The organism is Lacinutrix himadriensis, assembly GCF_001418105.1.
Classification (GTDB): domain Bacteria; phylum Bacteroidota; class Bacteroidia; order Flavobacteriales; family Flavobacteriaceae; genus Oceanihabitans; species Oceanihabitans himadriense.
Window position 1 is genome coordinate 108,043 of record NZ_LIQI01000031.1, and the last position, 26,587, is coordinate 134,629.

General features: G+C 31.8%; 24 protein-coding genes. 13 read left to right on the forward strand and 11 right to left on the reverse strand.

All coding sequences use genetic code 11. The features are described from left to right. Together AMD28_RS16460 and AMD28_RS16465 are read left to right on the forward strand one after the other, a co-directional pair. Positions 1-546, forward strand: coding sequence for a DUF922 domain-containing protein (locus tag AMD28_RS16460; protein ID WP_055445238.1), 546 nt, complete (start codon positions 1-3; stop codon positions 544-546). Between the two features lie 2 nt (positions 547-548). Next, on the forward strand, positions 549-785 hold the full coding sequence (locus tag AMD28_RS16465) for a DUF3820 family protein (RefSeq protein WP_055445239.1): 237 nt from the start codon (positions 549-551) through the stop codon (positions 783-785). A 59-nt stretch (positions 786-844) separates the two neighbouring features. Here AMD28_RS16465 and AMD28_RS16470 read toward each other — a convergent pair whose 3' ends face one another. Then, entirely contained in the window at positions 845-1,693 is an 849-nt protein-coding gene (locus tag AMD28_RS16470) for a hypothetical protein (RefSeq protein ID WP_055445240.1), read from the reverse strand. A 218-nt stretch (positions 1,694-1,911) separates the two neighbouring features. On the opposite strand from AMD28_RS16470, the gene AMD28_RS16475 reads away from it, so the two are divergent. The 9 genes from AMD28_RS16475 to AMD28_RS16515 all read left to right on the forward strand — a co-directional run bounded on the left by AMD28_RS16475 (position 1,912) and on the right by AMD28_RS16515 (position 14,452). After that, positions 1,912-3,528: a CTP synthase gene (locus tag AMD28_RS16475; protein ID WP_055445241.1), complete on the forward strand. Its 1,617-nt coding sequence runs from the start codon at positions 1,912-1,914 to the stop codon at positions 3,526-3,528. Between the two features lie 100 nt (positions 3,529-3,628). Then, positions 3,629-5,524 (forward strand): membrane protein insertase YidC, encoded by a 1,896-nt coding sequence (gene yidC / locus AMD28_RS16480; protein ID WP_055445242.1) that lies wholly within the window; start codon positions 3,629-3,631, stop codon positions 5,522-5,524. Between the two features lie 128 nt (positions 5,525-5,652). After that, positions 5,653-6,351 (forward strand): toxin-antitoxin system YwqK family antitoxin, encoded by a 699-nt coding sequence (locus tag AMD28_RS16485; protein ID WP_055445243.1) that lies wholly within the window; start codon positions 5,653-5,655, stop codon positions 6,349-6,351. Positions 6,352-6,703: 352 nt separating this feature from the next. After that, positions 6,704-7,891 (forward strand): tRNA 2-thiouridine(34) synthase MnmA, encoded by a 1,188-nt coding sequence (gene mnmA, locus AMD28_RS16490; protein WP_055445244.1) that lies wholly within the window; start codon positions 6,704-6,706, stop codon positions 7,889-7,891. Positions 7,892-8,056: 165 nt separating this feature from the next. After that, positions 8,057-8,998, forward strand: a complete 942-nt coding sequence (locus AMD28_RS16495; protein WP_055445245.1) for an NAD(P)H-dependent flavin oxidoreductase — start codon at positions 8,057-8,059, stop codon at positions 8,996-8,998. 44 nt (positions 8,999-9,042) lie between these two features. Continuing rightward, positions 9,043-12,045 (forward strand): sulfatase-like hydrolase/transferase, encoded by a 3,003-nt coding sequence (locus AMD28_RS16500; RefSeq protein ID WP_055445246.1) that lies wholly within the window; start codon positions 9,043-9,045, stop codon positions 12,043-12,045. 68 nt (positions 12,046-12,113) lie between these two features. Next, positions 12,114-13,499 (forward strand): MATE family efflux transporter, encoded by a 1,386-nt coding sequence (locus AMD28_RS16505; protein ID WP_055445247.1) that lies wholly within the window; start codon positions 12,114-12,116, stop codon positions 13,497-13,499. Next, the gene (locus tag AMD28_RS16510; RefSeq protein WP_055445248.1) at positions 13,486-13,713 is read left to right on the forward strand and encodes a hypothetical protein; all 228 of its coding nucleotides are present in this window, start codon (positions 13,486-13,488) and stop codon (positions 13,711-13,713) included. Before AMD28_RS16505 ends, AMD28_RS16510 begins: the two co-directional genes overlap by 14 nt. A 160-nt stretch (positions 13,714-13,873) precedes the next feature. After that, positions 13,874-14,452, forward strand: coding sequence for a phosphatase PAP2 family protein (locus AMD28_RS16515; RefSeq protein ID WP_055445249.1), 579 nt, complete (start codon positions 13,874-13,876; stop codon positions 14,450-14,452). Positions 14,453-14,491: 39 nt separating this feature from the next. Here the strand turns inward: AMD28_RS16515 and AMD28_RS18965 are convergent, their stop codons facing one another. The 4 genes from AMD28_RS18965 to AMD28_RS16530 form a co-directional block, all read right to left on the reverse strand. Then, a complete protein-coding gene (locus AMD28_RS18965) occupies positions 14,492-15,433 on the reverse strand; it encodes a hypothetical protein (protein ID WP_241492537.1) in 942 nt (313 codons plus the stop codon). 2 nt (positions 15,434-15,435) lie between these two features. Then, entirely contained in the window at positions 15,436-16,125 is a 690-nt protein-coding gene (locus AMD28_RS18970; RefSeq protein ID WP_241492538.1) for an ArnT family glycosyltransferase, read from the reverse strand. Continuing rightward, a complete protein-coding gene (locus tag AMD28_RS16525) occupies positions 16,109-16,741 on the reverse strand; it encodes a lipid-A-disaccharide synthase N-terminal domain-containing protein (protein ID WP_055445250.1) in 633 nt (210 codons plus the stop codon). Before AMD28_RS16525 ends, AMD28_RS18970 begins: the two co-directional genes overlap by 17 nt. Positions 16,742-16,834: 93 nt before the next feature. Further along, positions 16,835-17,548 carry a glycosyltransferase family 2 protein gene (locus AMD28_RS16530; RefSeq protein ID WP_055445383.1) on the reverse strand — a complete coding sequence of 238 codons (714 nt, stop codon included), beginning with the start codon at positions 17,546-17,548 and terminating at the stop codon, positions 16,835-16,837. Positions 17,549-17,731: 183 nt separating this feature from the next. On the opposite strand from AMD28_RS16530, the gene AMD28_RS16535 reads away from it, so the two are divergent. Beyond that, positions 17,732-18,673: an NAD-dependent epimerase/dehydratase family protein gene (locus AMD28_RS16535; protein WP_055445251.1), complete on the forward strand. Its 942-nt coding sequence runs from the start codon at positions 17,732-17,734 to the stop codon at positions 18,671-18,673. 167 nt (positions 18,674-18,840) lie between these two features. After that, on the forward strand, positions 18,841-20,025 hold the full coding sequence (locus AMD28_RS16540) for a carboxypeptidase-like regulatory domain-containing protein (protein ID WP_055445252.1): 1,185 nt from the start codon (positions 18,841-18,843) through the stop codon (positions 20,023-20,025). A gap of 7 nt (positions 20,026-20,032) precedes the next feature. Here the strand turns inward: AMD28_RS16540 and AMD28_RS16545 are convergent, their stop codons facing one another. From AMD28_RS16545 to AMD28_RS16570, 6 genes are all read right to left on the reverse strand, one after another. Further along, positions 20,033-21,028, reverse strand: coding sequence for a phosphotransferase (locus AMD28_RS16545; protein WP_055445253.1), 996 nt, complete (start codon positions 21,026-21,028; stop codon positions 20,033-20,035). Between the two features lie 12 nt (positions 21,029-21,040). Then, positions 21,041-22,003, reverse strand: a complete 963-nt coding sequence (locus AMD28_RS16550) for a nucleoside hydrolase (protein ID WP_055445254.1) — start codon at positions 22,001-22,003, stop codon at positions 21,041-21,043. Between the two features lie 328 nt (positions 22,004-22,331). Continuing rightward, positions 22,332-23,414 (reverse strand): methylmalonyl Co-A mutase-associated GTPase MeaB, encoded by a 1,083-nt coding sequence (gene meaB, locus AMD28_RS16555; RefSeq protein WP_055445255.1) that lies wholly within the window; start codon positions 23,412-23,414, stop codon positions 22,332-22,334. Positions 23,415-23,574: 160 nt separating this feature from the next. Then, the gene (locus AMD28_RS16560; RefSeq protein WP_055445256.1) at positions 23,575-25,338 is read right to left on the reverse strand and encodes an amidohydrolase; all 1,764 of its coding nucleotides are present in this window, start codon (positions 25,336-25,338) and stop codon (positions 23,575-23,577) included. A 61-nt stretch (positions 25,339-25,399) separates the two neighbouring features. Further along, positions 25,400-25,822 (reverse strand): hypothetical protein, encoded by a 423-nt coding sequence (locus tag AMD28_RS16565; protein ID WP_152975640.1) that lies wholly within the window; start codon positions 25,820-25,822, stop codon positions 25,400-25,402. 88 nt (positions 25,823-25,910) lie between these two features. Continuing rightward, a complete protein-coding gene (locus AMD28_RS16570) occupies positions 25,911-26,465 on the reverse strand; it encodes a DUF2911 domain-containing protein (RefSeq protein ID WP_055445258.1) in 555 nt (184 codons plus the stop codon). Between the last annotated feature and the right edge of the window lie 122 nt (positions 26,466-26,587).

The following is a 26,587-nucleotide window of genomic DNA, read 5'->3' on the forward strand; positions in this document are numbered from 1 at the left end:
ATGTTTTTAAGATTCTTGCTTATTAGTTTTTGTATACTTACACTTCATAAAGAAGCGTCTACAATTACTTGGAGTGCATCTAACCAACTTTCTTGGAACGATTTTAAAGGAGCAGTAAAAGTAGATACAGATGCCGTGGCAACAACCGCTTCTGGTATCACCTTTAGTTATTCTATTAAGAGAACGAATAAAAAGGAAGTGGTAGGTTTTAAAACAAAGATATTCGCGCATTTTTACCCGGAGAAATCGTGGTATAAAGCAGAGCAAGCAGACAACCACATATTAGCGCATGAGCAATTTCATTTTAATATTACAGAATTGCATGCTAGAAAATTTAGACAACGTGTAGCACAATTAGAGGCATCTCCTGCTTTAAATAAACAACTAGATAAAATACATCAAGAGATTAATCAAGAACTTTCTAGTCTTCAAAAACTGTATGATGCAGAAACCGATTTTTCTAGAAACTACGAGATGCAATCGCATTGGCAAAATCACATTGAAGTAGAATTAGCCAAATTAGATAACTTTAGCTCTAAACAATAGGTATGCAATTACAACCAGACAGAGAATTTCTTGTGAAACTAGCGCATACCAAAATGCCTTTTGGGAAGTATGAAGGTAGATATTTAATAGATTTACCAGAACATTATGTGGTTTGGTATCATAACAAAGGGTTTCCAAAAGGGAAGCTTGGCGAAATGCTGGAAACGGTGTACACTTTAAAATTAAACGGACTAGAAGGTCTCATTAAAAATATACAAAAGAATTTTTCTAAGCCTTAGGTTTGTTTCAAGTATTTGTGTAAACGAGGACTATGCAGGTTGCCATAAGCCATTTTTTACTATTCATTATAGATGTATTTATAATCGACATTCAATTGATTTTGAATGTAAAGCTTTCTATTTATAGGGTAATTATTATCATCTAATTCCCACTCAATTTCAAGATTAGTCATTTCAGATTGATACCCAGTAGCGAACTTTGGAAGGATAGATGCATCATTATTTACAGCTGCATTTATAGAGTTATTTTGAATTATATAGTTTGTTTTGGAGGATCCAAATATAAAATTTTCGCCAATAGGAAAATTTTCTGGAGGAAGATTGATGTCATCGTAAAAGTAATTAGCGTTTTCAAATCCAGTTTTTGAAATAATATTATAATCCGAATCATATGCAGCCTCTATGATTTCATTGTCATTTACCTCCTTGTATATTAATCCAGAAGAATTCAAGAAAAATGTTTTATTTGAAATAACACCACTAACTTCACTAATACTAGTAATAGTATTATCTGAATTATAAGTAAAATTAGTTATGGTCGTTTGCGTTAATCCAAAACCAGAATCTATGATTTTAGTAATTCGATTCATATCGTCATATGAAATTCTTAACTCATTGGTAAGATTTCCATTTGCGTCATAACCATTTTTAGAAATAAGTATATTATTGCTATAAATCCAATTAAAATAATAAGTTAAGCTACTATTACTGTCATAAAAGGAATCCGTTTTTGGTTTATTATTTTCATAAATCCTAGTTAAGGATCTGTCAATTTCATTTAAATAATAGGTATCTGCCTTAAGCTTAAAAATAGATCTACTGTTTTCTGTATGATCCACATAATCACTAGTGCAGGAATAGCCTATTAATACTATTAATATTCCCAATAATAAATTCAGCGTTTTCATTTTATTTATGTTTGTTTAAAATTGGTTGTAAAGATTAAGGTGATATCCATCCGTTTTATTGAGATAAATCAGAAGTGAAACGAAGTTAGTTTTTTTCTGACAAAATTAAGTCAAAACCTTCTCGAAAATCACTTCCAAATTCCTCTTAAAAATAAAATACCAAACCCGTAAAATTTCAAACTTAAAATTGTAAATTTGCTCGCGTTTAACAGCGCAACATGACAACTACAACAAAATACATATTTGTAACAGGAGGAGTAACATCTTCCCTTGGAAAAGGGATTATTGCTGCCTCTCTAGCAAAGCTACTTCAAGTACAAGGTTACAGAACAACAATCCAGAAATTAGATCCTTATATCAACGTAGATCCAGGAACGTTAAATCCGTATGAGCATGGCGAATGTTATGTTACAGATGATGGCGCAGAAACCGATTTAGATTTAGGGCATTACGAACGTTTTTTAAACGTACCAACTAGTCAAGCAAATAATGTGACTACAGGACGTATTTACCAAAGCGTAATTGAAAAAGAACGTCGTGGTGAGTTTTTAGGAAAAACAGTTCAGGTAATTCCGCATATTACAGACGAGATTAAAAATAGAATCCAAATTCTTGGTAATTCTGGTGATTACGATGTAGTAATTACAGAAATAGGAGGAACGGTTGGTGATATAGAATCACTTCCGTACATAGAAGCTGTGCGCCAACTAAAATGGGATTTAGGAGATAATAATGCTATTGTTATTCATTTAACATTAGTGCCTTATTTATCTGCTGCTGGCGAATTAAAAACCAAACCAACCCAACATAGTGTAAAAACGCTAATGGAAAGTGGTGTTATGGCAGACATTCTAGTTTGCAGAACAGAACACGAACTACCAAATGAGTTACGCAAAAAACTAGCTAAATTTTGTAACGTTAGAGAAGAAGCAGTGATTCAATCTATTGATGCTTCTACTATTTATGATGTACCAAATTTAATGTTAGAGCAAGGATTAGATAAAGTAGTTTTAAAGAAACTAGCTTTAGAAAGTCATACGCCAGACTTAACCCAATGGAATAAATTTTTACAAAGACATAAAAACCCAAAAACCGAAGTAACTATTGGTTTAATTGGTAAGTATGTAGAATTACAAGATTCTTATAAATCTATTTTAGAAGCCTTTATTCATGCGGGAGCAGAAAACGAAGTAAAAGTAAATATTGAGTCTATACATTCAGAGTATTTAAATGCCGATAATATTAAAATGAAACTATCGCATTTAGATGGTGTTTTAGTTGCTCCAGGATTTGGAGAACGTGGTATAGATGGTAAAATTGCAGCTGTAAGATATGTACGTGAAAACAATATTCCGTTCTTCGGAATTTGTTTAGGAATGCAAATGGCAGTGATAGAATTTGCTAGAAATGTATTAAATATAGAAGGTGCAAATTCCTTTGAAATGGATCCAGAAACTAAAAACCCAGTTATTAGTTTGATGGAAGAACAAAAAAACATTACAGATAAAGGAGGAACGATGCGTTTAGGTGCATGGTCTTGTGATCTTAAAAAAGATAGTATAGTAGCAAAAGTATATAAAACCGAAGCTATTAAAGAAAGACATAGACATCGTTATGAGTTTAACAGTGACTATAAAGAACAAATTGAAGCAGCAGGAATGCTAGCAACAGGATTAAACCCAGAAACCGGTTTGGTAGAAATTGTAGAGATACCTAGCCATCCTTGGTTTGTTGGTGTGCAATATCATCCAGAATATAAAAGTACCGTTTCTAATCCGCATCCTTTATTTGTCGCATTTGTAAAAGCGGCATTAAAACACAAGAAAAGTAAGTAAAGTGTCACAATGGCACAAATGTAAGATTGGATTGCTTTTTGAGTAATTCACTTTCTAGGCTAGAAAAGTTTTAAAACATTCTAGTCTTAATTAATATAATATGGAAGAAAAAAAACTAGACCTTAAATCAATAATAGGATTCATCCTAATATTCGGAATTTTAGTGTACATGATGTACATGAACCAACCTACTCCAGAAGAACTTGAAGCGCAAGCAAAACAAGAACAAGTGGAAGCAGAACAAAAAGCAGAAACTCCAGAAGATGTTCTGGTTACTACTGCTAATGATTTTTCTGCAGCAACGGTTACAGACTCTACACAATTAGTAGCACTAAACAATAAATTAGGTGCTTTTGCGTATTCGTCTACTTTGCCTTCTGCTACCAATAAAGAAACATTGGTAGAAAACGGAGTACTTGCTTTAAAGTTTAGCAATAAAGGTGGGTATCTTAGTGAGGTTAAATTAGTTCCTTTTGTAGATTACGATTCTATTCCTATTTATTTAGTAAAAGAAAATAATACAGCTTTTAATATTAGTTTTAATACTTCAGATAATAGAAACTTAAATACACAAGATCTATTTTTTGAACCAACAGTTACTAAAAACGGAGAAAACACAGTAGTTTCTATGAAACTTAAAGTATCTCCAACACAATTTTTAGAATACAGATACGAGCTAATACCTAATGATTATATGGTGAATTTCACTATTAGATCTCAAGGGTTGAGTAGTATTGTAAATGGTACGCAAAAAATAAATTTAGATTGGAAACTTAAAACCTTCCGTCATGATAAAAGTATCTCTTACGAAAACAGATATACGCGTTTAACCTATAAGCACGAAGAAGATAAAATTGACAAGTTAAGCCCTTCTGGTGATGACGAAGAAACTTTAGAAGATGTTAGTTGGTTATCTTACAGACAACACTTTTTTAGTTCGATATTGGTTTCAGATAAACCGTTGAAAAATGTAGAAATAACTTCTAAAAACTTAGTTTTAGATGAAGAAATAGATACCATTTCCACTAAAATATTTACCACTAAAATTCCATTAGAGTTACAAGCAGGAGAGTTTAATCAACCTTTAAAATTCTATTTCGGACCAACAGATAACAATACCCTTAAAAAGTATGATATTGGTTTAGAAGATAGTATTCCTTTTGGTTGGGGACTTTTTGGATGGATTAACCGTTTTCTATTTGTACCATTATTTAGCTTTTTAAGTGGGTTCTTACCTTACGGAATCGCTATTGTTGTAATGACCGTTTTAATTAAATTATTACTTTCATTTGTACAGTACAAACAATTTTTATCGCAAGCAAAGCTTAAAATTATTAAGCCAGAATTAGATGCTATAAAAGAGAAGTACAAGGATAATAAAATGAAAATCCAACAAGAAACGATGGCACTGCAAACCAAAGCAGGAGCGAGTCCGTTAAGTGGATGTTTACCAGCTTTAATACAGCTTCCTGTGTTTTATGCACTGTTTCAGTTTTTTCCTTCTGCGTTCGATTTAAGACAGAAAAGTTTCCTTTGGGCAGACGATTTATCTTCTTATGATGTAGTTGCAGATTTACCTTTTCATATTCCTTTTTATGGAGATCACGTAAGTTTATTTCCAATATTAGCATCCATCGCTATTTTCTTTTATATGAAAATGACAACAGGACAACAAATGGCTTCACAACCTACGCAAGAAGGTATGCCAGACATGCAGAAAATGATGAAGTACATGATTTACTTCTCCCCATTAATGATGTTGTTTTTCTTTAATAACTATGCTTCAGGATTAAGTTTATATTACTTTATCTCTAATGTTATTAGTATTGGTATTATGTTAGTTATCAAGAATTTTATTCTAGATGAAGATAAAATACATGCTAAAATTCAGATAAGTAAAGCGAAGCCTAAAAAGAAGCAAGGTAAGTTTGCTAAGAAGATGGCCGAAATGATGGAAGAAGCAGAAAAACAAAAACAATCAAAAAATAAGAAGTAAGAGAAACTTCTAATAAAATAAAAAAGCTGCTATTTGTTTTTAAAACTTTGGCAGCTTTTTTGCTATAACAGTTTAATGATTAGATTGTTATTTTACAATTTTAGTTACATACTAACGTTATTTTAAATATGAAAAATATACTATTCCTTTTTGTTTTTTTACTTCCAATTTTAGCTGGAGCACAAGATGTCAATCAATTAGATGCTGAAGGTAAAAGGCATGGTGTTTGGACAAAGAATTTTGAAAACACGGATGTTTTACGTTACCAAGGAGAATTTTTTCATGGTAAAGAAATTGGCGTATTTACGTTTTATAAAAATGTAGATGGTAAAGCTGTTTTGGCAGCCAATAAGCAATTTAATAAAGACAATAATATTGCGAAAGTTTCCTTTTACGCTTCTACAGGGAAATTGATTAGCGAAGGCCAAATGAATGGTAAATTATACATTGGTACTTGGACTTACTATCAAAATAAAACAAAAAACATATTAAGTAAAGATACCTATAATGATAAAGGAGAATTACACGGCGAACGTTTTGTGTATTATGACGATGGTGTTTTAGCGCAAACTGAAACCTATGTAAATGGGAAGCTTCATGGTCCTTCTATTTGGTATACCGAAAAAAGTATCGTGGTAAAGGAGTATGTTTATGATTCGGGAGAATTACATGGTCCAGCAACCTTTTATGATAAAGCGGGAATTATGGTTTTACAAGGGCAATACCAAAGAGATAGAAAACATGGTGTCTGGAAATACTACGAAAATGGTAAACTTGTAAAAGAGAAAGACTTTACTAGAAAGAGTAACAATCCGTATAAAAAATAACCACAAAGAAATAATCACAAATAGGTGTAAAATATAAACTCCTTACTTGCGTAAGGAGTTTTTTTTTAGGTAGTCATTTTATTATGAATAAGCTATTAATCAATCTAAATGAAAGTTGTTACCTAAACTATGATGTAAAACTAATATTATTTATAGTTTTTAGTTAGCAATAAGTCGTTTTTTCGACTAACGGCATGATATTTTAACAAAGCATTATAATTTAGGATCATTCAATTTATTTTATTCGTAATTTTGCAAAAGGAAAATAAATCGTTTAAAACCTTGGTTTTTTAAGGGTGTATTTTTTTTGATGAATTACATCTGACCCTAAAATAAAAGATAAAGAAAACAGATGAAAAGAGTAATAGTAGGACTTTCAGGAGGAGTAGATTCAAGCGTTGCTGCTTATTTATTACAAGAGCAAGGTTATGAAGTGATAGGCTTGTTTATGAAAAACTGGCATGATGATACCGTAACTATTTCTAATGAATGTCCTTGGTTAGACGATAGTAATGATGCGATGCTTGTTGCAGATAAATTAGGTATCCCTTTCCAAACCGTAGATTTAAGTGAGCAATACAAAGAACGTATTGTAGACTATATGTTTCATGAATATGAAAAAGGAAGAACGCCAAACCCAGATGTACTTTGTAATAGAGAGATCAAGTTTGATGTGTTTATGAAGATTGCTTTAGAACTTGGTGCAGATTATGTTGCAACAGGACATTATTGCAGAAAAGGTACTATAGTGAATAACGGAAAAGAAACCTATCAATTACTTGCTGGAGCAGATGACAATAAAGATCAATCGTATTTTTTATGTCAGTTGTCTCAAGACCAATTAGCAAAAGCATTATTTCCTATTGGCGAATTAAAAAAACCAGAAGTAAGAGAAATTGCTGCAAAATTAGATTTAATTACTGCAGATAAAAAAGACTCTCAAGGTCTATGTTTTATTGGAAAAGTACGTCTTCCAGATTTCTTGCAACAACAATTAAAACCTAAAGAAGGAGTTATTGTAGAAATACCAGAAAGCAATGCATCCTTTCATAAAGAAGTACCTAGTTTTTCTAATAAAAAAGAGGAGTTAGTATACTTATCTGAAAAAGCAGATTTTAAAGTCGCAGATGGTAAGGTGGTAGGGAAACATCAAGGAGCACATTATTTTACTAAAGGACAACGTAAAGGTCTTGCTGTTGGTGGTACCGTAGAACCTCTGTTTGTTATTGATACCGATGTTAATGAGAATGTCATTTACACAGGACAAGGAAAAAATCATCCTGGTTTATATAAAAGAGCACTTTTTGTGTCTAATGAAGAAATTCATTGGGTACGTGAAGATTTAGCACTACAGGTAGATGAAAGTATGGAAGTATTGGCACGAATTAGATATCGTCAAGATTTACAAAAAGCTACGTTGCATCAAGTAGATTCTGGAATGTATGTAGAATTTGAAGAACCACAATCAGCAATTCAAGAAGGACAGTTTGTAGCTTGGCATCATGGGGATGAGCTTTTAGGTTCTGGAGTTATTTCCTAAATAAAGATATATTAAAATTTTAAGCCTTTTTTCAGTAGAAGAAAGGCTTTTTTTTATTTCCGATGGTAAAAGTTTTAAAATATAAACTATTATTTGATCTATAACATTTCTATTGCCCAAGTGTAATCAAATTCTTAAATTACCATCTTTAAAAAGAAACCTCTTATGGCAAATAGAATTACACAGTTATTCAATATAAAACACCCAATAATTCAAGCAGGAATGATCTGGAATTCTGGATGGAAACTAGCATCAGCAGCAAGTAATTCTGGAATTTTAGGATTAATTGGAGCAGGAAGTATGTATCCAGATGTGCTAAGAGAACATATTCAGAAATGTAAAAAAGCAACCGATAAGCCTTTTGGTGTCAACGTTCCAATGTTATATCCTAATGTGGAAGAGATCATGAATATTATTGTGGAGGAAGGTGTAAAGGTTGTATTTACTTCTGCAGGAAATCCGAAAACATGGACCAAATGGTTACAAGAAAAAGGAATAACAGTGGTGCATGTTGTTAGTAGTGTAAAGTTTGCTTTAAAAGCACAAGAAGCAGGAGTAGATGCTATTGTTGCCGAAGGTTTTGAAGCTGGAGGACATAATGGTAGAGACGAAACAACAACGCTTACTTTAATACCAATGGTGAAAGAACAGTTACAAGTACCATTAATTGCGGCAGGCGGAATTGCAACCGGACAAGCCATGTTAGCGGCAATGGTTTTAGGTGCAGATGGGGTTCAAGTTGGGAGTCGATTTGTTGCTAGCGTAGAAAGCTCAGCACATCAAGCATTTAAAAAAGTAGTAGTAGATGCTAAGGAAGGCGATACACAACTTACATTAAAAGAACTCGCTCCTGTTAGACTGATTAAAAATAAGTTTTATAACGAACTTCAAGAACTTTATAAAACGTCTCCAACGCCAGAACAACTTAAAGAATTACTAGGTCGAGCAAGAGCAAAAAGAGGGATGTTTGAAGGCGATTTAGAAGATGGCGAATTAGAAATCGGACAAATAGCAGGATTGATTCATGATATTAAAACAACAGCACAAATTGTGGAAGATATGATCCAGGAGTTTGAAGCAGCAAAAGCCGAGGTTCTTAACTTCTAAAATACGTATAGGACTACATTATCTAATCAAAAATAAACATATACATGTTCCCTTTCATTCAAATTATAATTCTACTATTTTTTTGCAGTGCTATCTTATTTCTTATTTCTAATGCAAAACTACGCACTGTTATTTCTGTAATACTGAGTGCCTTTTTTAGCCTAGAATGCTGTTCTTTATATTATGGTGGTAGTCTAATAGATTATAAGTTTTACCAACATTTTAATTTTAATGATGTATCCAAAAGTATATGGTTTTTATGGAAGGAAGCAATTTTCTTAATTGTATTTACCATAGTAGTCTTTCTTCTTTTTAAATTTATCTACACTAGATTTAATACTAAAATTAAAAAAACGTTCGTAATTGTTATTGCTTTAATAAGCTTTATTCTATTAAATATTTCGGATAGCGTTTTTAATAATATTTATAAAATATTTAAACTGAATACGGTTGCAGAAGTTACTCTAGATAATGCCTTAAGCAATTTAAAGATAGACGAAAAAGACTATGTATATGCTAAAGATCTAAAGGCTGAAAAAGGGAAGAATATTGTGGTTATTTCTTTAGAATCTTATGAAAGAGGATTTCTAGAAGACGATTTAAAGAAATTAACACCCAACTTAAATGCTTTTAAAAACAAGTATAGTTTTTTTAATATGAATCAAGGAGATGGTAGTGAGTGGACTACAGGATCGATGTATACCTATCTTACCGGAACACCTATGTTTTTTAAAGGTCAAGGAAATTCGATTTTTCAAAATGCCGTTGCTTCAAAAATAACAGGAATTAGCCATGTGCTTGATAAAGCAGGTTACAATCAATTGTATTTAATAGGTAATCCTGAATTTTCAGGAGTAAACGATTTGCTTAAAACGTATGGTATTAAGCATTTTGAGCAATCGTATTATGACGAAAAATATGGGAAACAATCTTTTGGTGTGCATGACTTCGATTTATTTACTGAAGCAAAAGAACAAGTCTTAGATCTGAACAATAAAAATGCTCCTTTTGCACTATATCTCTCTACTATTAGTACCCATTTACCAAATGGAAAATACGATGAAAGAATGGAGAAGCATATATCTAAAAAAGAAACCGATTTTGAGTTTATGATTGCTTCTGTAGATTTTATGATTCAAGATTTTATAAAATTTTTGGATACTAAAGGAATCCTAGAAAATACTACTTTTTATATTTTTCCAGATCATTTAATCATGGGGAATAGTATTAATGTTTTAGAAAAAATGGATAAGGAAAATAGATCTTTATTTTTATTGTCTAATGCTAATAAAGAGAACCTAAGTACAATAAAAGCAAGCCAAGCTATAGAGCAAATAGATCTTCCTAGAATAATTTTAGAAGGAGCAGAAATTAAACATAATGCGAAATTTTTAACCGACTATATAAAAGGAGACAAAAAAGCATTCATTGAAAATAATAAGAAGAAAATTTTAGCACTTAATGAAGCCTCTATTAGTATAAACGGTTTTAATAAAGATTTTAAAATTAGTTTAAAAGATTTTAAAGATTCACTAACAGTAAATACCATAAAGCTTAAAACTAACGATAATTCCCTTCAATTTGAAACCGATAGTTTGTCTATAGATGATTATAGATATCACTTCTTTGTTTTTGATGAACACATGAGAGTTAAACATTATAAAAGGAAAAACGATAAAGGTTTTAGTAATCATCTAGACGATAGAGTTAATATTGTATTGGATATAAAAGATGTTAATCGAGTTAATGTTTTTATCAGAAAAGGAGGTCTTATCAGTAAAGCAAAAAGATATTTTACAAACGAAATAGAGATTCTAAAAGAAGACTTAGAAGATTTAAAACTATTAGAGGAGTATGATTTTAAAAGTGAAACTATCGTTGAAAATAAATATTTTAAAGTAAATAATACCGAAGGTACATTTTATGTTACCAGTGCTTCAAATTTAGGGTCTATAAGTAGTGTTCCTTCTTCCATAGTATTAAATAATAGAAAATTAAAAATCTCTAAAGGATTAAATATTATTCAATTAGATAATCCTAGTTGGACCCAGTTGTTTAAGACTGATAATGTGTCTGTTAATAAGCTTATAAAAAGAATTAGACAGTTAAAACAGGAAAACAGCCGATTTATTATTGTCGCAGATAATGTAGAAGAGATAGGGTCTCATGAATTAAGAGTGGAATTAAAAGAATTAGGACTCAATAAACTTAAATCTATACATAAAGGGTATGCCTATATCTCCTACTTTGAAAACGGCGTATTTGTAGAGCAAATGGATGATGAAACACTTTTTTCTCAAATAAATATTACGCAAGATGACAAATATAAAAGTCAAATTAATACCATAAAAAAAGATCCCACAAGATTTATAGCACATGCAGGAGGAGCCGTAGATGGTAACACCTATACAAATTCTTTAGAGGCTTTAAATTATAATTATAGTAGAGGTTTTAAGTATTTTGAACTAGATATTATTAAAACAATAGATAATCATTTTGTTGCTGCTCACGATTGGGGTAAATGGAAAAAAGATAATTTCTTTAAACCAGAAGATACTATTACGCTTAAAACATTTAGGAGTGTGAAAAATAAGGGCAAGTATTCTCCTTTATCTATGGTCGAAATTAATGCATGGTTTAAAAACCATAAAGATGCCGTTCTGGTAACAGACAAAGTGAATACACCTAAAGAATTTGCAGACACATTTGTGGATAAGAATAGACTAAGAATGGAGTTGTTTTCTAAAAAAGCTATTATAGAAGCAAACAGTAATAATATTAAGTGTTTAGCAGCGCCAAAAGTTTTTAAAGGATTAAATATCAGTCAAAAAATAAAGCTTATTGAAGATCTAAATATCAAATATATAACGGTTTCTAGAAAATCAATAATTAGTAATAAAACATATTACACCAGCTTAAAAGATAAAGGGGTGAAAATATATGCCTATAATATTTCCTTTGATAAATGGAAAGATGAAAGCTATACCGTCTTAAACGAAATGGAATTTATTTATGGAATTTATGCAGATAACTGGAACTTTAATTAAAAGGAAGTACCTTCATTAATTCATAAAATTTATTCGCATAGCAAAAACCGAAGCACTACTTTTGCCAAATGGTATTACAAGATTATACAAAAGAATTTAAATATAACTGGAAACTTGCAGCTCCTGTAATGCTAGGTATGCTAGGTCATACCTTTGTTCAGTTTATAGATAATATTATGGTTGGCCAATTGGGTACTGCAGAATTAGCGGCGGTTTCTCTTGGTAATAGCTTTATTTTTATAGCCATGTCTATAGGAATTGGTTTTAGTACCGCAATCACACCTTTAGTTGCAGAAGCAGATGCTGCAAACGATTTTAAACAAGGGAAATCGGCTTTTAAACACGGTTTGTTTTTGTGTACGGTTTTGGGTGTTTCCCTATTCTTTATGGTATATTTTGCCAAACCGCTTATGTATCTTATGCAACAACCAGAAGAAGTTGTTGCCTTTGCTATTCCTTATTTAGATCTGGTTGCTTTTTCTTTAATTCCGTTAATTATATTTCAAGCTTTTAAACAATTTAGTGATGGTTTATCTATGACTAAATATCCCATGTATGCAACCATTTTAGCGAATGTGATCAATGTGGTTTTAAACTACTTATTTATTTTTGGAAAGTTTGGTTTTCCAGAACTTGGTATTATTGGAGCCGCTTATGGTACTTTAGTTTCCCGCGTTGTCATGGTGATCTATTTATGGTGGCTATTAAGAGGAAAAGAAAAATCGAAAGACTATGTTACCAATATTAAATTTTTCGTGTTAGAAAGTAGCATGATGAAAAAAATTATTGGTTTAGGAACACCAAGTGCTATGCAAATGTTTTTTGAGGTTGCCATTTTTACAGCTGCTATATGGCTAAGTGGTTTACTAGGTAAAAATCCGCAAGCTGCAAACCAAATAGCATTAAATTTAAGCTCCATGACTTTTATGATTGCAATGGGTTTAAGTGTTGCTTCTATGGTACGAGTAGGTAACCAAAAAGGATTACAGAATTATGTGGAATTGCGAAGAATTGCTTTTTCGTTATTTTTACTAGGAATCATTTTTGCAACCTGTTTTGCTTTGCTCTTTTTTGCATTTCGTAATCAGTTACCGAAGTTATATGTAGATTTTGATGATGCCAAAAACTTGGTAGACAATACCGAAGTAGTTGCTATTGCGTCTAAATTAATGCTTGCAGCAGCCATTTTTCAAATCAGCGATAGTATTCAAGTGGTAGTGCTTGGCGCTTTACGTGGTTTGCAAGATGTAAAAATACCAACCATTATTACCTTTATTTCCTATTGGCTAGTTGGTTTTCCAATCAGCTGGTTTTTTGGTAAAGAAGATGCTTATGCTAGTTTTGGTATTTGGCTAGGCTTACTTGCAGGACTAACAACTGCATCTATATTATTGTATATTCGTTTTAACTATTTGACTAAAAAATTAATTAAATCAAAACATGGAACTACCTAAATTTATACTTGGTGACAATACAGATCATCCAAATGCAATCTTTGTAATACATACCGAATTTCCAATGTTTATTATCAACTTGGAAGACGATGAAGTAGAATGGCTAGAAGATTTTGACCAACACGATCAAAAAGAACTAGAACTAGAAACAGAGAATCTAATAACAGAAGCGACTGCTTTTTACGATAGAGAAGTAGCGCGTTACGATGAATAATTGCGTTAAGGATTGCAGTGAAAATCCTTTTTTATTTTTCTTAAAAAAGATTGTAACGTAAAGCCTGACTTTTTGCTATTCTGAAGGATTAGTACTAAACTTGTTTTTGGTATCTAAACATGACAGATAGGAGCAAAAAGGAACGCCCAAAAAATAGAAAATGCTAGACCAACTGATACAATACGATAAAGAATTATTTTTATTTTTGAATAATTTAGGAACTCCAACTTGGGATGCTTTGTGGTTAATTATAACGCATAAACTCACCTTTATCCCTTTGTATGCTTTGTTGTTATTTTTAATCTATAAGCAATTCGGATTAAAAACATTAGTCTTTTCTGTTTTGCTAATTGCACTTATGGTTACGTTTACCGACCAAATAACCAATCTTTTTAAACACGGTTTTCAACGTGCAAGACCTTGCCGACAAGAAGGTGTCATGGAACAAATGCGTTTTATAGCAGAGCGCTGTGGACCTTATGGTTTCTTTTCAGGGCATGCCTCAAATACCATGGCAGCAGCAGTTTTTTCAGGTTTATTACTAAGACCTTATTATAAAAAACTCATTTTTATTTTACTTCTTTGGAGTGCAATTGTTGCGTATAGCAGAATTTATGTAGGCGTGCATTATCCTTTAGATATTCTTTGCGGAATGACTTTTGGCGCACTATCTGGTTTTATGTTTTATAAAATAATGAACTATATTATTAAACGCTATGTTGTGCCTGAGCAGGTTTAAATAAGAATCTGTATAAGTATTTAAAGCGAGAAATTCGTCTTATTTTCTAGTCAGCACATAATAATCACACATCAATCTGCCATTATAAGATCTAGAATCTGCAGCAACTTTGTTAAGGTCGTAAGTAGCTACTTTTTTTATAGTATATAAGGTGTTTAACTTTTTTTGATCTTCAGGATCTATACCATTAGCCAGCATACCAAAAGTGTTCTCTTTAGGAAAGTTATAGATGTTGTCTTCATTTTTTATCTCCGGAATTTTAGTTCCGAATTGCCAAATCATTTCTGGCGAAACATAATTAAAACCATATACTTTTAGTTGGTTTGCTGAAGCTTCTTCTTGCAACGTAGAAATAGGTTTATAGTTCGCACTAGTAAAGGCATTACTTAGCGGTAGAGCAGTTAGTAAAACCGAAGCGAAGAATAATACGGTATATATAAAAACCTGTTGTATGTTCTTCTTTTTTAAATGCATTAAAATCAAAATGCCGAGCGTTACTAAAACGATAGATGCCAATACATACCAAAACCAATAACCTGTTAAGTTATCTTTTAAAAACACATAAGCTATAACAGGAAAAGCGATTCCGATACAACCAATTAGTCCGAAATTAAAATAGACAGGAATGGTTTCTTTTTTATCTTTTAAGTCTTTAAATCTTCGGATTAAATATTCGATATAAAAACCAATGTTTATGGACAACGGAATTAGAACAGGCATGAGGTAACGCGATTTTTTTTCCGGAATTATTGAAAGTAAAACAACGGCAAGTACAGTCCATAAAAGGCTAAATCGGTAGGCTTTTTTGTTACGCACTCTATTTTTTAAATAGGGATAAAGTAAGCTGATAAATGCAGGGATGGTCCATAAACCACTTTGTGTAAAAAAGCTCCAATAGTAATAAAAAGGTCTCACATTATAACTCGACCAATTACCAGTTTCTTTTTTAGTAATCGCTTCAAAAGTAGCAGGATCTTGCAATCTTACATAGATAAACCACCAAGTCCAATGATTGCGGTTAGGATAATAATACTGACATACGAAAATGCTTTCGCTTTAAAATGGGTATATTTAAATGTAAATCCATACGCTATTAAAAACGGTAGTAGTAATGCATACATCGAAACGGGGCCTTTACACATAAAGGATAATCCAATAAAAATTCCAGAAATAATGGTGTGTTTCCAGTAGTTTGTCTTTTTATTAAAAAGTTGCAGCAAATGAAAAATAGCTACTAGCATAAAACCATGTGCAAAAATATCCCAAGGTGCTTCTATAATAATTCCAATGATATAAAAAGAGCTAATGGTAATTAAGGCATTTATAAAACTGTGCTGGTTATTTTTAAGTAGTGTATGCGATAATTTATAAACAAAAGTTCCAATAAGCATTACCATAATCACCGCTGGTAAACGCAAACCAAAAACACTTTTGATCCCGAAAATAAAACTGGAAATAGCAGCTAGCCAAGTTGGTAGAGGTGGCTTTTGGTAACGCGCGATGCCATTCATTGTGGTTAATAGCCAATTATTATCTACATGCATTTCACGAGCAGTAATAAAATTTCGAGCTTCCATAATAGAAACAGGAATAGCTTCTAGGTTCGGTAAAAGCATGAATGCTACCAATATGCAGATACTAATTACGGGGTATTTTTCAAGTGTTTTTAACATGACTCTTTTTTAGCAACATTAAATTCCGACTATAAATAACGGCTCCAAAAAGCTGTCCTATAAATAATACAGGATCTTTTCTAATAATAGCATAGGTTAAAATTAAAATAGAGCCAATTAAGCTTAGTAGCCAAAAACCTAAAGGTAAAGAAGATTCTTTTTGTTTTTCGGAATATAGCCATTGAAATACAAAACGTAACGTGAAAACTACTTGCGAAACAATACCTAAAGCCAATAGCCAAAACGGAATGGCTTCGTTTTTAAACAAGCGTTCTACGTCAATAGTATTGTTATTAAAATAAAATATAGAAATAAAAACAGGAACTAAAAGTAAGAACCAACGCATTACTTTGGGGAATTTCTCCCATTGCTTTTGCAATTGTAAATTTCTTATATAAATAAAATAGGTGAGTCCTTGACCTAGCATAATAGCAAAGTCATCACGTAAATAACCATATACAAATAATAAAAAGGAAGCGAATAAGCTTAGTGTCCAGAAAAGTGTAGGTGTCGTTACTTTTTTTTGTTTTTCGCTAGTAATCCATTGTATTATTAGTCGAGAGGAGAATAATATTTGTGCTGCAAACCCAATGCTATATATTATCCAAGTACTCATTATACCAATTTAATTATAAAATGTTGTTTCAAAATCGCAGGTATTTTTAAATGTAAATAGAACAAGATAATATGTTTTATGGTTAAATAGGTATTAACCTTGTTTTGCAACTTTATAATTAATGTATTTTCTTTTCATCCATAAATAAGCAAAGCAATCTGCCAAAGGACCAAGCAATCGATTCCATACCCCGAAATTTGCTTGACCAGCAATTCTAGGAAAGTGTTGCACAGGAATTTGAATTACTTTTCCGTTTTGCAATAAAATCATTGCAGGCAAAAATCGATGTAAACCTCTAAACATAGGAATACGTTTAGCGTAGTCTGTTTTTATCACTTTTAACGGACAACCAGTATCGTCCATGCCGTCATGGGTAAAACTTCGTCTAATGCCATTGGCAATTTTTGAAGACATATTTTTTACAAAGCTATCTTTTCTGTTAGCGCGTACTCCAGTGACCAAGTCGTAAGGACCAATATGCTCTAAAAGTAAATTAAAATCTTCAGGAGCAGTTTGTAGATCACTATCTATATAACCAACAAATTCGGTTTCCGTATAATCAAAACCAGCTTTAACAGCAGCACTTAATCCTCTGTTAGATTCGAAAGAGATAAATGAGAATTCGGGGTTTCTGTTACAAATAGCCTCGATTAATTCTTGGCTTTTGTCTTTAGATCCATCATTTACAAATAGAATTTTGGTTTTCTTTGTTGCTATTTTGGTATAAGCAAGTAATTCTTTTTCTACACGAAATAGATTATCTTCTTCATTATACACAGGAACAATGATGGTAAATTGGAAATTCATATATACGAAACTTAATACTGCAAATGTATTCTTTTTTGGCCAATAGAAATTCTTTGTAAAAAAAAATCTGTTTCTTTGTGTTATAAATCTTTTATAGGTAACATTCATAACCAAAACTTGATAAGCAAGAATACAGATTAAATGGATGTTACATATAACCTTTGAAAAATTATAGATATACACATGAAAATTTTAATAACTGGAGCAGCAGGTTTTATTGGTTCACATACAGCAGAACGTTTACGTAGCTTAGGCCATGAAGTTATTGGTGTTGATAATTTTTCATCTTACTATAGTTTAGAATTAAAGAAGCTAAACGAAAAAGCCCTTACAGATAAAGGAATTACTATAATTAATAAAGATTTACGTGATACCGATTTAGCGGAAGTTTTACCAAAAGACATCAACTATATCTTTCATTATGCTGCACAACCAGGAATATCTAAAACATCTACGTTTGAAGATTATTTTAGTAACAATATCATTGCTACCAAAAACCTGATTGATTATGCACTAACTTTAAGCCATTTAGAATTGTTTGTAAATATTGGTACTTCTTCTATTTACGGATTAGAAGCTACTTTTCCAGAAACAGTTGCTGTAAAACCAGCTTCTCATTATGGGGTTACTAAATTAGCAGCAGAGCAATTAGTACTTCAAAAAAGTAGAGAAAATATTTTTAAAGCCTGCTCTTTACGTTTATACTCTGTAATAGGCCCACGTGAAAGACCAGAAAAAATGTACACCAAACTTATTGCTTGTGCATATAATGACACTTCTTTTCCTTTATATAGTGGTAGTGCAACGCACTTACGAAGTTTTACTTATGTTGGTGATATTGTAGATGGGGTGGTTAGTGTGATTAGTAATGAAGAAAAAGTAAATGGTGAAATCATAAACCTTGGGACAGAAGTAGAGCATACTACACAAGAAGGTATTGAAGCTGTTGAAAAAGTAATTGGGAAGTCTATAAAAATAGATCATGTAGACGCTAGAATAGGAGATCAATTACGCACTAAGGCAAATATTGATAAAGCTAGAAAGTTGCTAAACTACAATCCGGAAACGACTTTGTTAGCAGGAGTAGAAGCGCAAGTGAATTGGTATAAAGAAAACTTTTTGTAGGCTTTTTTTAAGGTTGGTTTATGGTTTTTATTTAAGGTAAGTAATTCCTTTAAGAAATAGAATCCAAATTTAAAAGGTATAGTTTCACTAAGACATTCGGGATTTGAATTTAATGATGTATATTTATGTCTAGCATATCTATTTAATAAATCCCAAAAACATATTGCATGCATTCCTTTAAGTTATTTATTGTTTGTCTTTTATTAAGTGTTTCCGTTCAATCCCAAGAAAATAAACTTAAAATTGAAGGTGTTATTTTAGACGAATCTCAATTAAGTATTCCTTATGCTGCAATTGGTATACCCTCAAAATATCTTGGTACTTCAAGTAATGAAGACGGACGCTTTTATTTAGAATTATCAAAGAAAAATATTGCAGATACATTAGAAATTTCTTCTATAGGATTTATAACTTCCAAAATAGTTGTAAAAGAGTTTTTAGCATTAAAAGATAAAACTATAATCTTAGAGGAAGATATCGTATCGCTAGATGAAGTTAGTATCTTAAATCCGGAGCAATATGTTAGATTAGCTTTTAAAAATTTAAAAGAAAATACCGTAAGTGCTACGCATGAATTAAAAATTCTGAATCGGTTTTTTGCTGTGGAAAATGATAAAGCTAAATTTTTTATAGAACATTATGTCAAAGTTAGAGATATTGGTCCGAAAGGCGGACAAGAAGTTCGCAAAATAGAGGTGGTAGAAGGTAGAAAATCTGAAGATTATCGTCTTTACAAAAACGCAAATATTGGAAGAATTTATCCAATAAATTTTATGAATAGAATAGATCCTTTGCGAAGAGGTATTACTATTAATAATTATAAATGGACAAAAATAGGAGATACCTCTTATGATGGCGAAGATATTGTTATTATTCAAGGAGTCAATCAAGTGGAGAAAAGGAAAAATTATTTAGATCCAGTGCTCTATATTGGTGTCGATACGTATAAGGTGTATAAAACTAGAAACAGAGCTTCCAACGTGGTTTATATTTATAAAAAAAATAAAGATGGAAGACTTTATTTAAGCTATCATAACCATTATACAAGGAGGTTTATGGATTTAAGTGAAGAGCATCAAAAAATACTTCAAACCACAAATCAAAAAATAAAATTATCCAAGAGAAATGAGGTGATTGTTTTAGGAATAGAAACGAATAAGAAGAAATTAGACGCTAAAAACACCTATGTACATAAGACCAAGATGGAAGAGGTAGATGTAAAATATGACTCGCTTTTTTGGAAAAACTTCAACTTACCACCTGCAACAGAATATTACAAAAAGAGTGTGAAAGAATTAGAAGCAAATTTTGGAGTCGATATTCATACCCAGTTTGAATTGGTGAACAAATAAATAATTATTAGGTAACAGAATTATTACCAGGACTCATTATTAAAGGATAGGCTAATTGCAGTAGGCTTTCTTTTTCTTTTAACGATAAGGTAATTGGTAGTTGGGCTAATCCAATTAGTCGACGCATGACTTCAATACCGGTTATTTGGGATAAAAGTTCAGAATCGATAGTATTCGGATAGTTTTTTTGAATGATAGAAAGCGCTGTTTTATTTTTAGCGATTAAAATAGCATGCGCAGCAAGAACACCAAGATCAAATTCTGGGAAACCTAAAAAGCTAAATTCCGGGTCAATAATATACACACGTTCCTTTTTGTTCATCCAACTTCCAGGATAAAAGTCACCATGTATTAAAGTCGTACCGTCGGATAGATATTTACTTCCTATCTCCTTAATTTTTGCTTTCAGTAAGGTGTCTTTTTTGTAGGCAGTAGAAAGGTTTTCTAATCCGGGTTGTATCTCATTTAACGAAAAACCATTGTTTTCCATAAATGGAAGTTCAAAAATATGCTGATAATTCAATAGACGTAAATCTGTGTTTTTCGGATAGTCTTTAGGTGCCTTTGCATTATGAATATTAGCAACAATTTCAACCAATAATTCCAGTTGTTTTGTTTCTAATGTACCAGTGTTATACAAATACGTCATGTCTTCACATGCGCCTAAATCTTCAAGAATTAGTAAATGATTTTCCGAATTGTATTTTAATATCTTAGGAAAGTGCTTATTCAATAAAGTATTGCTAGCAATCGTTTTATAAAATTGATACTCCACATCAATACGTGCAATAGGCGCTTCAATATCTTTATATTTTTGAACAAACGGTCTAGATTGTTTTAAAATAAAGGAACGTAAATTAGTAGTAACACGTAATACGACATTCATATTCCCTTCACCAGGTTTGCTTACTTTGGTAATGTGTTCTTCTGTAGTATTAAAAAAGCCAATCTTTTGTAAAAGGCCTTTAATTGCTGCTATGGGAGTTTGTTGATCAATAAACATAAACGTATTCGATTATAAATTTTTTAAAGCGTTCCAGAAATTAGCTTTCATTGCAGGAACGTCTATTTGGGTATGTATACCAATGTTGCGCTGTGTGTTTTCCGGAGGTGTTGTAAATGGTTTGACAGTAGACAATTCTGGGTATGCTAAAGCTTCAATAATAGCAACATCCCACATCACCCATTTTTTCTTTTCAGGATCTTCTTTCGTCCACCAACGATCATAGGTTTCCCATCTGTTTATTAAATAACTGGCAATCCCTTTTTTATTTTTTAAATGGCTATCCACTTCTTGTTTTGTGAAAGTTAAATGCTGACTAGTGGTCGCCGTCATTACGTCAAGATCTAATGTTTTGGTGTTGAGCAAAACTTCTACAGCAATAGGATCATTCCCAGAGTTGAATTCTTTTTTATTATACACATTGGTATCTGGTGTGTGCCAAAAACCAAGATAATGTACTTTTAATTTCGGAATTATGGAAGGATCTTCTAAAATAGCGGAAGCTACATTGGTAGTAGAACCCAAAATAACGACATGCAATTTTTGATGCTCTTTCATTTGATGGGCTGTTTCAATGATAACACGAGAAGCTTCGGAAGGAGCAGGTATTCCATATGTTGTTAATGGTTTATTACTCCCCAACGGAAGCATAATTCCTTTCACATCCATTAATCGAATAATTTCTTCATTAATGGTTTGGCTTTCCATAACCGTATTTTCTGAAGCTAAAGGCGAAGTATGGAACTGTGCAGAAGTTATTGCGTGTAGATTAAATTTAGGCTGTAAAATAGCGCTTACAATAGCATATAAATCATCTACTTCATTTGCCGTATCTGCATCGATAATTACATCTATACTTTTGGCAGAATCTTGTGCTTTTACATTTAAGAAACAAAAAAGTAAAAGTCCGTTAAAGAAGTGAAAAATCATTTTTTTAGCAGAATTCTTTAGGTGTAAATTTTTTAATAATGTCATTATAATATTTTTATCTCCTTTCTTTTAAAAAGGATTTTTTTGATGGTTTCTATATAATTGTAACTTTTAGATACAGTGGTTATTCCAAATTTAATATCTGCAAAAGGGCTGCAATAAAATACGTGCTGTGTATGAGTCGTAAATTTTGTGTTTTATTACTAATATTAAATTATAAAATATAGAAAAACTAAAAGCACCGTTTTTAAAAGGTGCTTTTTTATTGATTTGTTTTTTTATCTGGTTAGTAAGAGATAAAGTTGTTTTAAGGGCTTATGTCATGTGTTAAACGAAATTCAATAGAAAAGAATAAATTCGAATGTGTTAAAAATTACAAGTCTTGCGCTAGTCCCAATAAATAATCTGCAGCAGCAAAAGGAGTCGTTTCATTGTCTTCAATTCGTTGCAGCTGTATTTGTAGAGCATCTTTAATTTTTTCATTGTTGAAGAAATCCGTTTTTAAACGGTTTTCGATAGTTTGAAGTAGCCAAAACTTGTTTTGCTCGTTTCGTTTATGGTTGCCGTAATTATTTTTAGAGGTAATAGAAATGTACTCTTCAATAATTGTCCAAATTTCTGCAATACCTTGGTTGTGTAAAGCACTACATAAAGTAACTTTAGGTTGCCAACCAGAATCTTTTTCAGGATAGAGGTGAAGCGCTCTGTTGAATTCTACTTTTGCAATTTTAGCACTCCTTGCGTTGTCGCCATCTGCTTTATTAATAGCAATAGCATCGGCCATTTCTATAATACCGCGTTTTATACCTTGTAATTCGTCTCCAGCTCCAGCGAGTTTTAACAGTAAAAAGAAATCTACCATACTATGTACCGCAGTTTCACTTTGACCAACACCAACAGTTTCAATAATAATAGTATCAAAACCAGCAGCTTCGCAAAGAATAATAGTTTCTCGTGTTTTTCTAGCTACACCACCAAGAGATTCTCCCGAAGGCGAAGGTCTAATAAATGCATTTTTATCTTTTACCAAGTCTTCCATTCTGGTTTTGTCACCAAGAATACTTCCTTTGGTTAGCGAACTGCTAGGATCAATGGCTAAGACAGCAACCTTTTTTCCTTGACTCGTTAAATACGTTCCAAAAGCTTCAATAAAGGTGCTTTTTCCAACTCCAGGAACTCCTGTAATACCAACGCGAACCGATTTGTTTGCATGGGCTAAACAGGCTTTAATTATGGTGTTTGCTTTTTCTAAATGCGCAGCGTTCTTACTTTCTACTAAAGTAATAGCTCTACTTAATGCGGTAATATTTCCTTTTAAAATCTGCGAAACTAAATCTGCAGCACTAGGTTGTGCTTTTCGTTTTTGTTTAATTTTATTTATAGAACTAGCATTGGTAATTTCATTTTGTGAAACTCCTTGCTTTTCTTGTAATGCAGATTTTTTTTGTTTTGCCACTTCGATGTTATTCTTAAACGTTCAAAATTTGAGCTATTTTATAAAGGAATAAATGTAAGGTTTAAGTACCTAATTTAGCAAATATAAATGGAATTTAAAATAGGATAAGATTATAATTGTGAGGAAAGAATGCATACTTAAAGTACTAACTTTCTCACTATTATTCATTTGTGACATTTCCATTTATAAACGTTTTTAAACATTTTATTTCGCTCAATGCGCTGGTTTTAGTCTGTAAAGGGTTTTTATTTAGGATAATAAAATCAGCATACTTCCCTTTTTCAAGAGAACCTATTTTATCTTCCATGTTAATTTGCCAAGCAGCATTTATGGTTAAAGCTTTTATTGCTTCCATTACGGTTATACTTTGGTTTTTACCTAATGTGTCTCCAGATATTGTTTTACGCTCTACCGCAGTTTGTATGAGTCTAAAAGGATTGCTTTCAAACATTGGTTGGTCGGCGTGCAAAGAGTATTTTATGTTATTATCTTGTACAGTATGTATTGGTAATATTTTTTCGGCTCGTTGTTCTCCTAAAATACCCGCTTTTAAAGCATCCCCATAATAATACAAATGATTTATATGAAAACTCGGCGTAATATTTAACCTTTTCATTCTATCCATATTTTCTAATGGAAATAGTAAACAGTGTTCTAATCGATGTCTTGATGTTGAGAAATCCAGTTCGTTTTCTAGTTCCTCGAAAGCATCCATCACTTCATTTATAGCCGCATCTCCTTGTGTATGCATTGCAATTTGCCATCCTTTGGAATGCTGTTTTCTAATAAAGTTTTTTAGACTATCTTTTTTAATCAAGGCTTTCCCTTTACTATTAAGTGGAATGTGTAGTTTGGTATTTGTGAGTTCTGTGTTTAGATAAGGTTCGCTTAGGTACATAGAACCAATGTAAGGCGAGCCATCATACCAATGTTTAATTCCTACAATATCATAAAAATCATTTTTCTCTTTTATCTGTTTTGGTAACAAATGTGCCATGTCATGTCGTAGATACATAAAATGTCTAGGTCTTTGTTTTCTTTTAGGAAGAATGCCAATTTTGCCTAAAAAATTCCCAAGTAATTCCGGTTTGTTATTCGATAAATGATTAAATAATAAAAGTGGTTTTTTATCCGAAATAGTAATTCCTGCAGATACGATAGTTGTGTTTCCATTTTTGGCATAGTCAGACATTACTTTAGAAGCTGCTTTTGAAAGTCTTTTTGGTGTTAAAACTTCTTCCTTTAGGATGTCGAAAAACGGTTTAACCGCTTGTTGTTCTACGATTAAACCATTAAGGTTGCCTTTTTTATCTTTACCATAATAACTATGATTTGTTGGATTAGGCGTGTTTTTGTGGATGCCTACAAGTTCAAAAGCCTTAGTGTTTGCCCAATAGTTATGTAAACTCTGACTAAAAAAAAGAACAGGGTTTTCTGGAGCAATGCTATCTAAGTATGTTATAGATGGGGGAATTAAATCGGATACTAATATAGGATCAATTCCTTTGCAGATTATCCATTCTCCGTTATTTGTTTCTTTTACGATGTTTTCAAAATCCTTCCAAACCTCGTTGTTAGAACGGTGTTTAAATCCGGATAAATCGTGCATTTCAGATAAAAACATACTTATAGAAAAGTGGGTATGCGGATCAATAAATCCTGGTAATACAGTAGCTCCTTTTAAATCTACAATAGATTCGCTTTTTGAGATGAGTTTTTCAAGTTGCTTGGCAGAACCAATCTCTACTATTTTACCATCTTTAATAAACATTGCTTCCGCAAAAGGTTGCTGTTGGTTTAATGTTATAATGTTACCATTGGTATATAGGGTAGGAGCTGTTCTTTTAAAATCTTGTATGAGGTATAGGTAAGAAATAAACAATAAACCGATAAGGAATAGGCTTATTTTTAGCAGTTTTTTCATGGATAGAACTTTGGTTATTGCAAGCCGTATGATATAAAGATATAATTAATAATTGGAATCTTTAAGAATGACTAGCTTGATTTAAAGAATCTATTTCATCCATGAGTGTTTCAAATAATATAAAAATATTAGATAAACTTTCGGAATCTTTTTTTCGAATACCCCCTTTAAAAAGGAAACTTTTCCCATCTAATTCTATGCTTGGATTTTTACTATCCATTAAACATTGTGTTTCTACATTTTCAAGAAGCAATTCCGAAAAAACACTTTTTTCACCTCTAAAATTATACGTTTCAGATCTGGAGATGAAAGTGAAAAATTGTGATTTACTAAGCGTACAGGAAAGGAAATTAGATTTTAAATCTGTTTTTCTGGAGTTTATAGTTATTGTTGTATTCCTTCTATTCCATTTTACAAATACATGAATAACCCAACTATTATAATTTTCAACAAAATGAACATCTCCTTTTAGAAGTGTTTTCATAGAGTTAATTATAGATGGAGTGTATTTATGTTTTTCTTCCAAACGATTTTTAAATGTTAATCAATAACGGATAATTATCAGGGAATACTTATTTAAGAGGCACCACAACCATCGTGTTATCCCAAGCCATCGTTAAAGATAAGTTGTCTGTAGAATTATCAAAACCAATAGTGAATTGCTCCACAGTAGTATCTATTTTCTTTACAGGAACACTAATGTTTACCACATCAAATTCTGGAACACGCATAGGTTTCATTTCCATATCTACGCCCCAAGAATATTGTTTGGAGTTAAACATGACATTCCATGTAGAATCATGAGGTATAGTCCAAACCGTATATTTTCCAGCAGGAAGCGAATCTTTACCAATTCTTAAAGGTTTATTGGTTTCAAAAGTAGTAGCTTCATTAGCTCCTGTACGCCAAACTTGATTGTATGGTACAAGTGCACCAAAAACTTCACGATCTCTTTTAGAGGGTCTATTATAAAAAACTTGTAGCTTAATATCTTCTACTTGAAAGCTTACTGTTTTTTCCGGACTTAATCTACTGCTTAATAAGCCGTCATTTTTATATGAATATATAGAAACGGCAACTAATGCAATAGCTAATAAACCGATAACCCATTTTAAAAACCTATTCATTTTTACAAATTTTTTAGTATAAATTAAGAATGTAAAGATACTTTAAAGTAAGCACCTTTAAAAAGGTAATGCAAATTTCTTACCAATTATTAAAAATATATTATCTTTTTTGCAACACTATG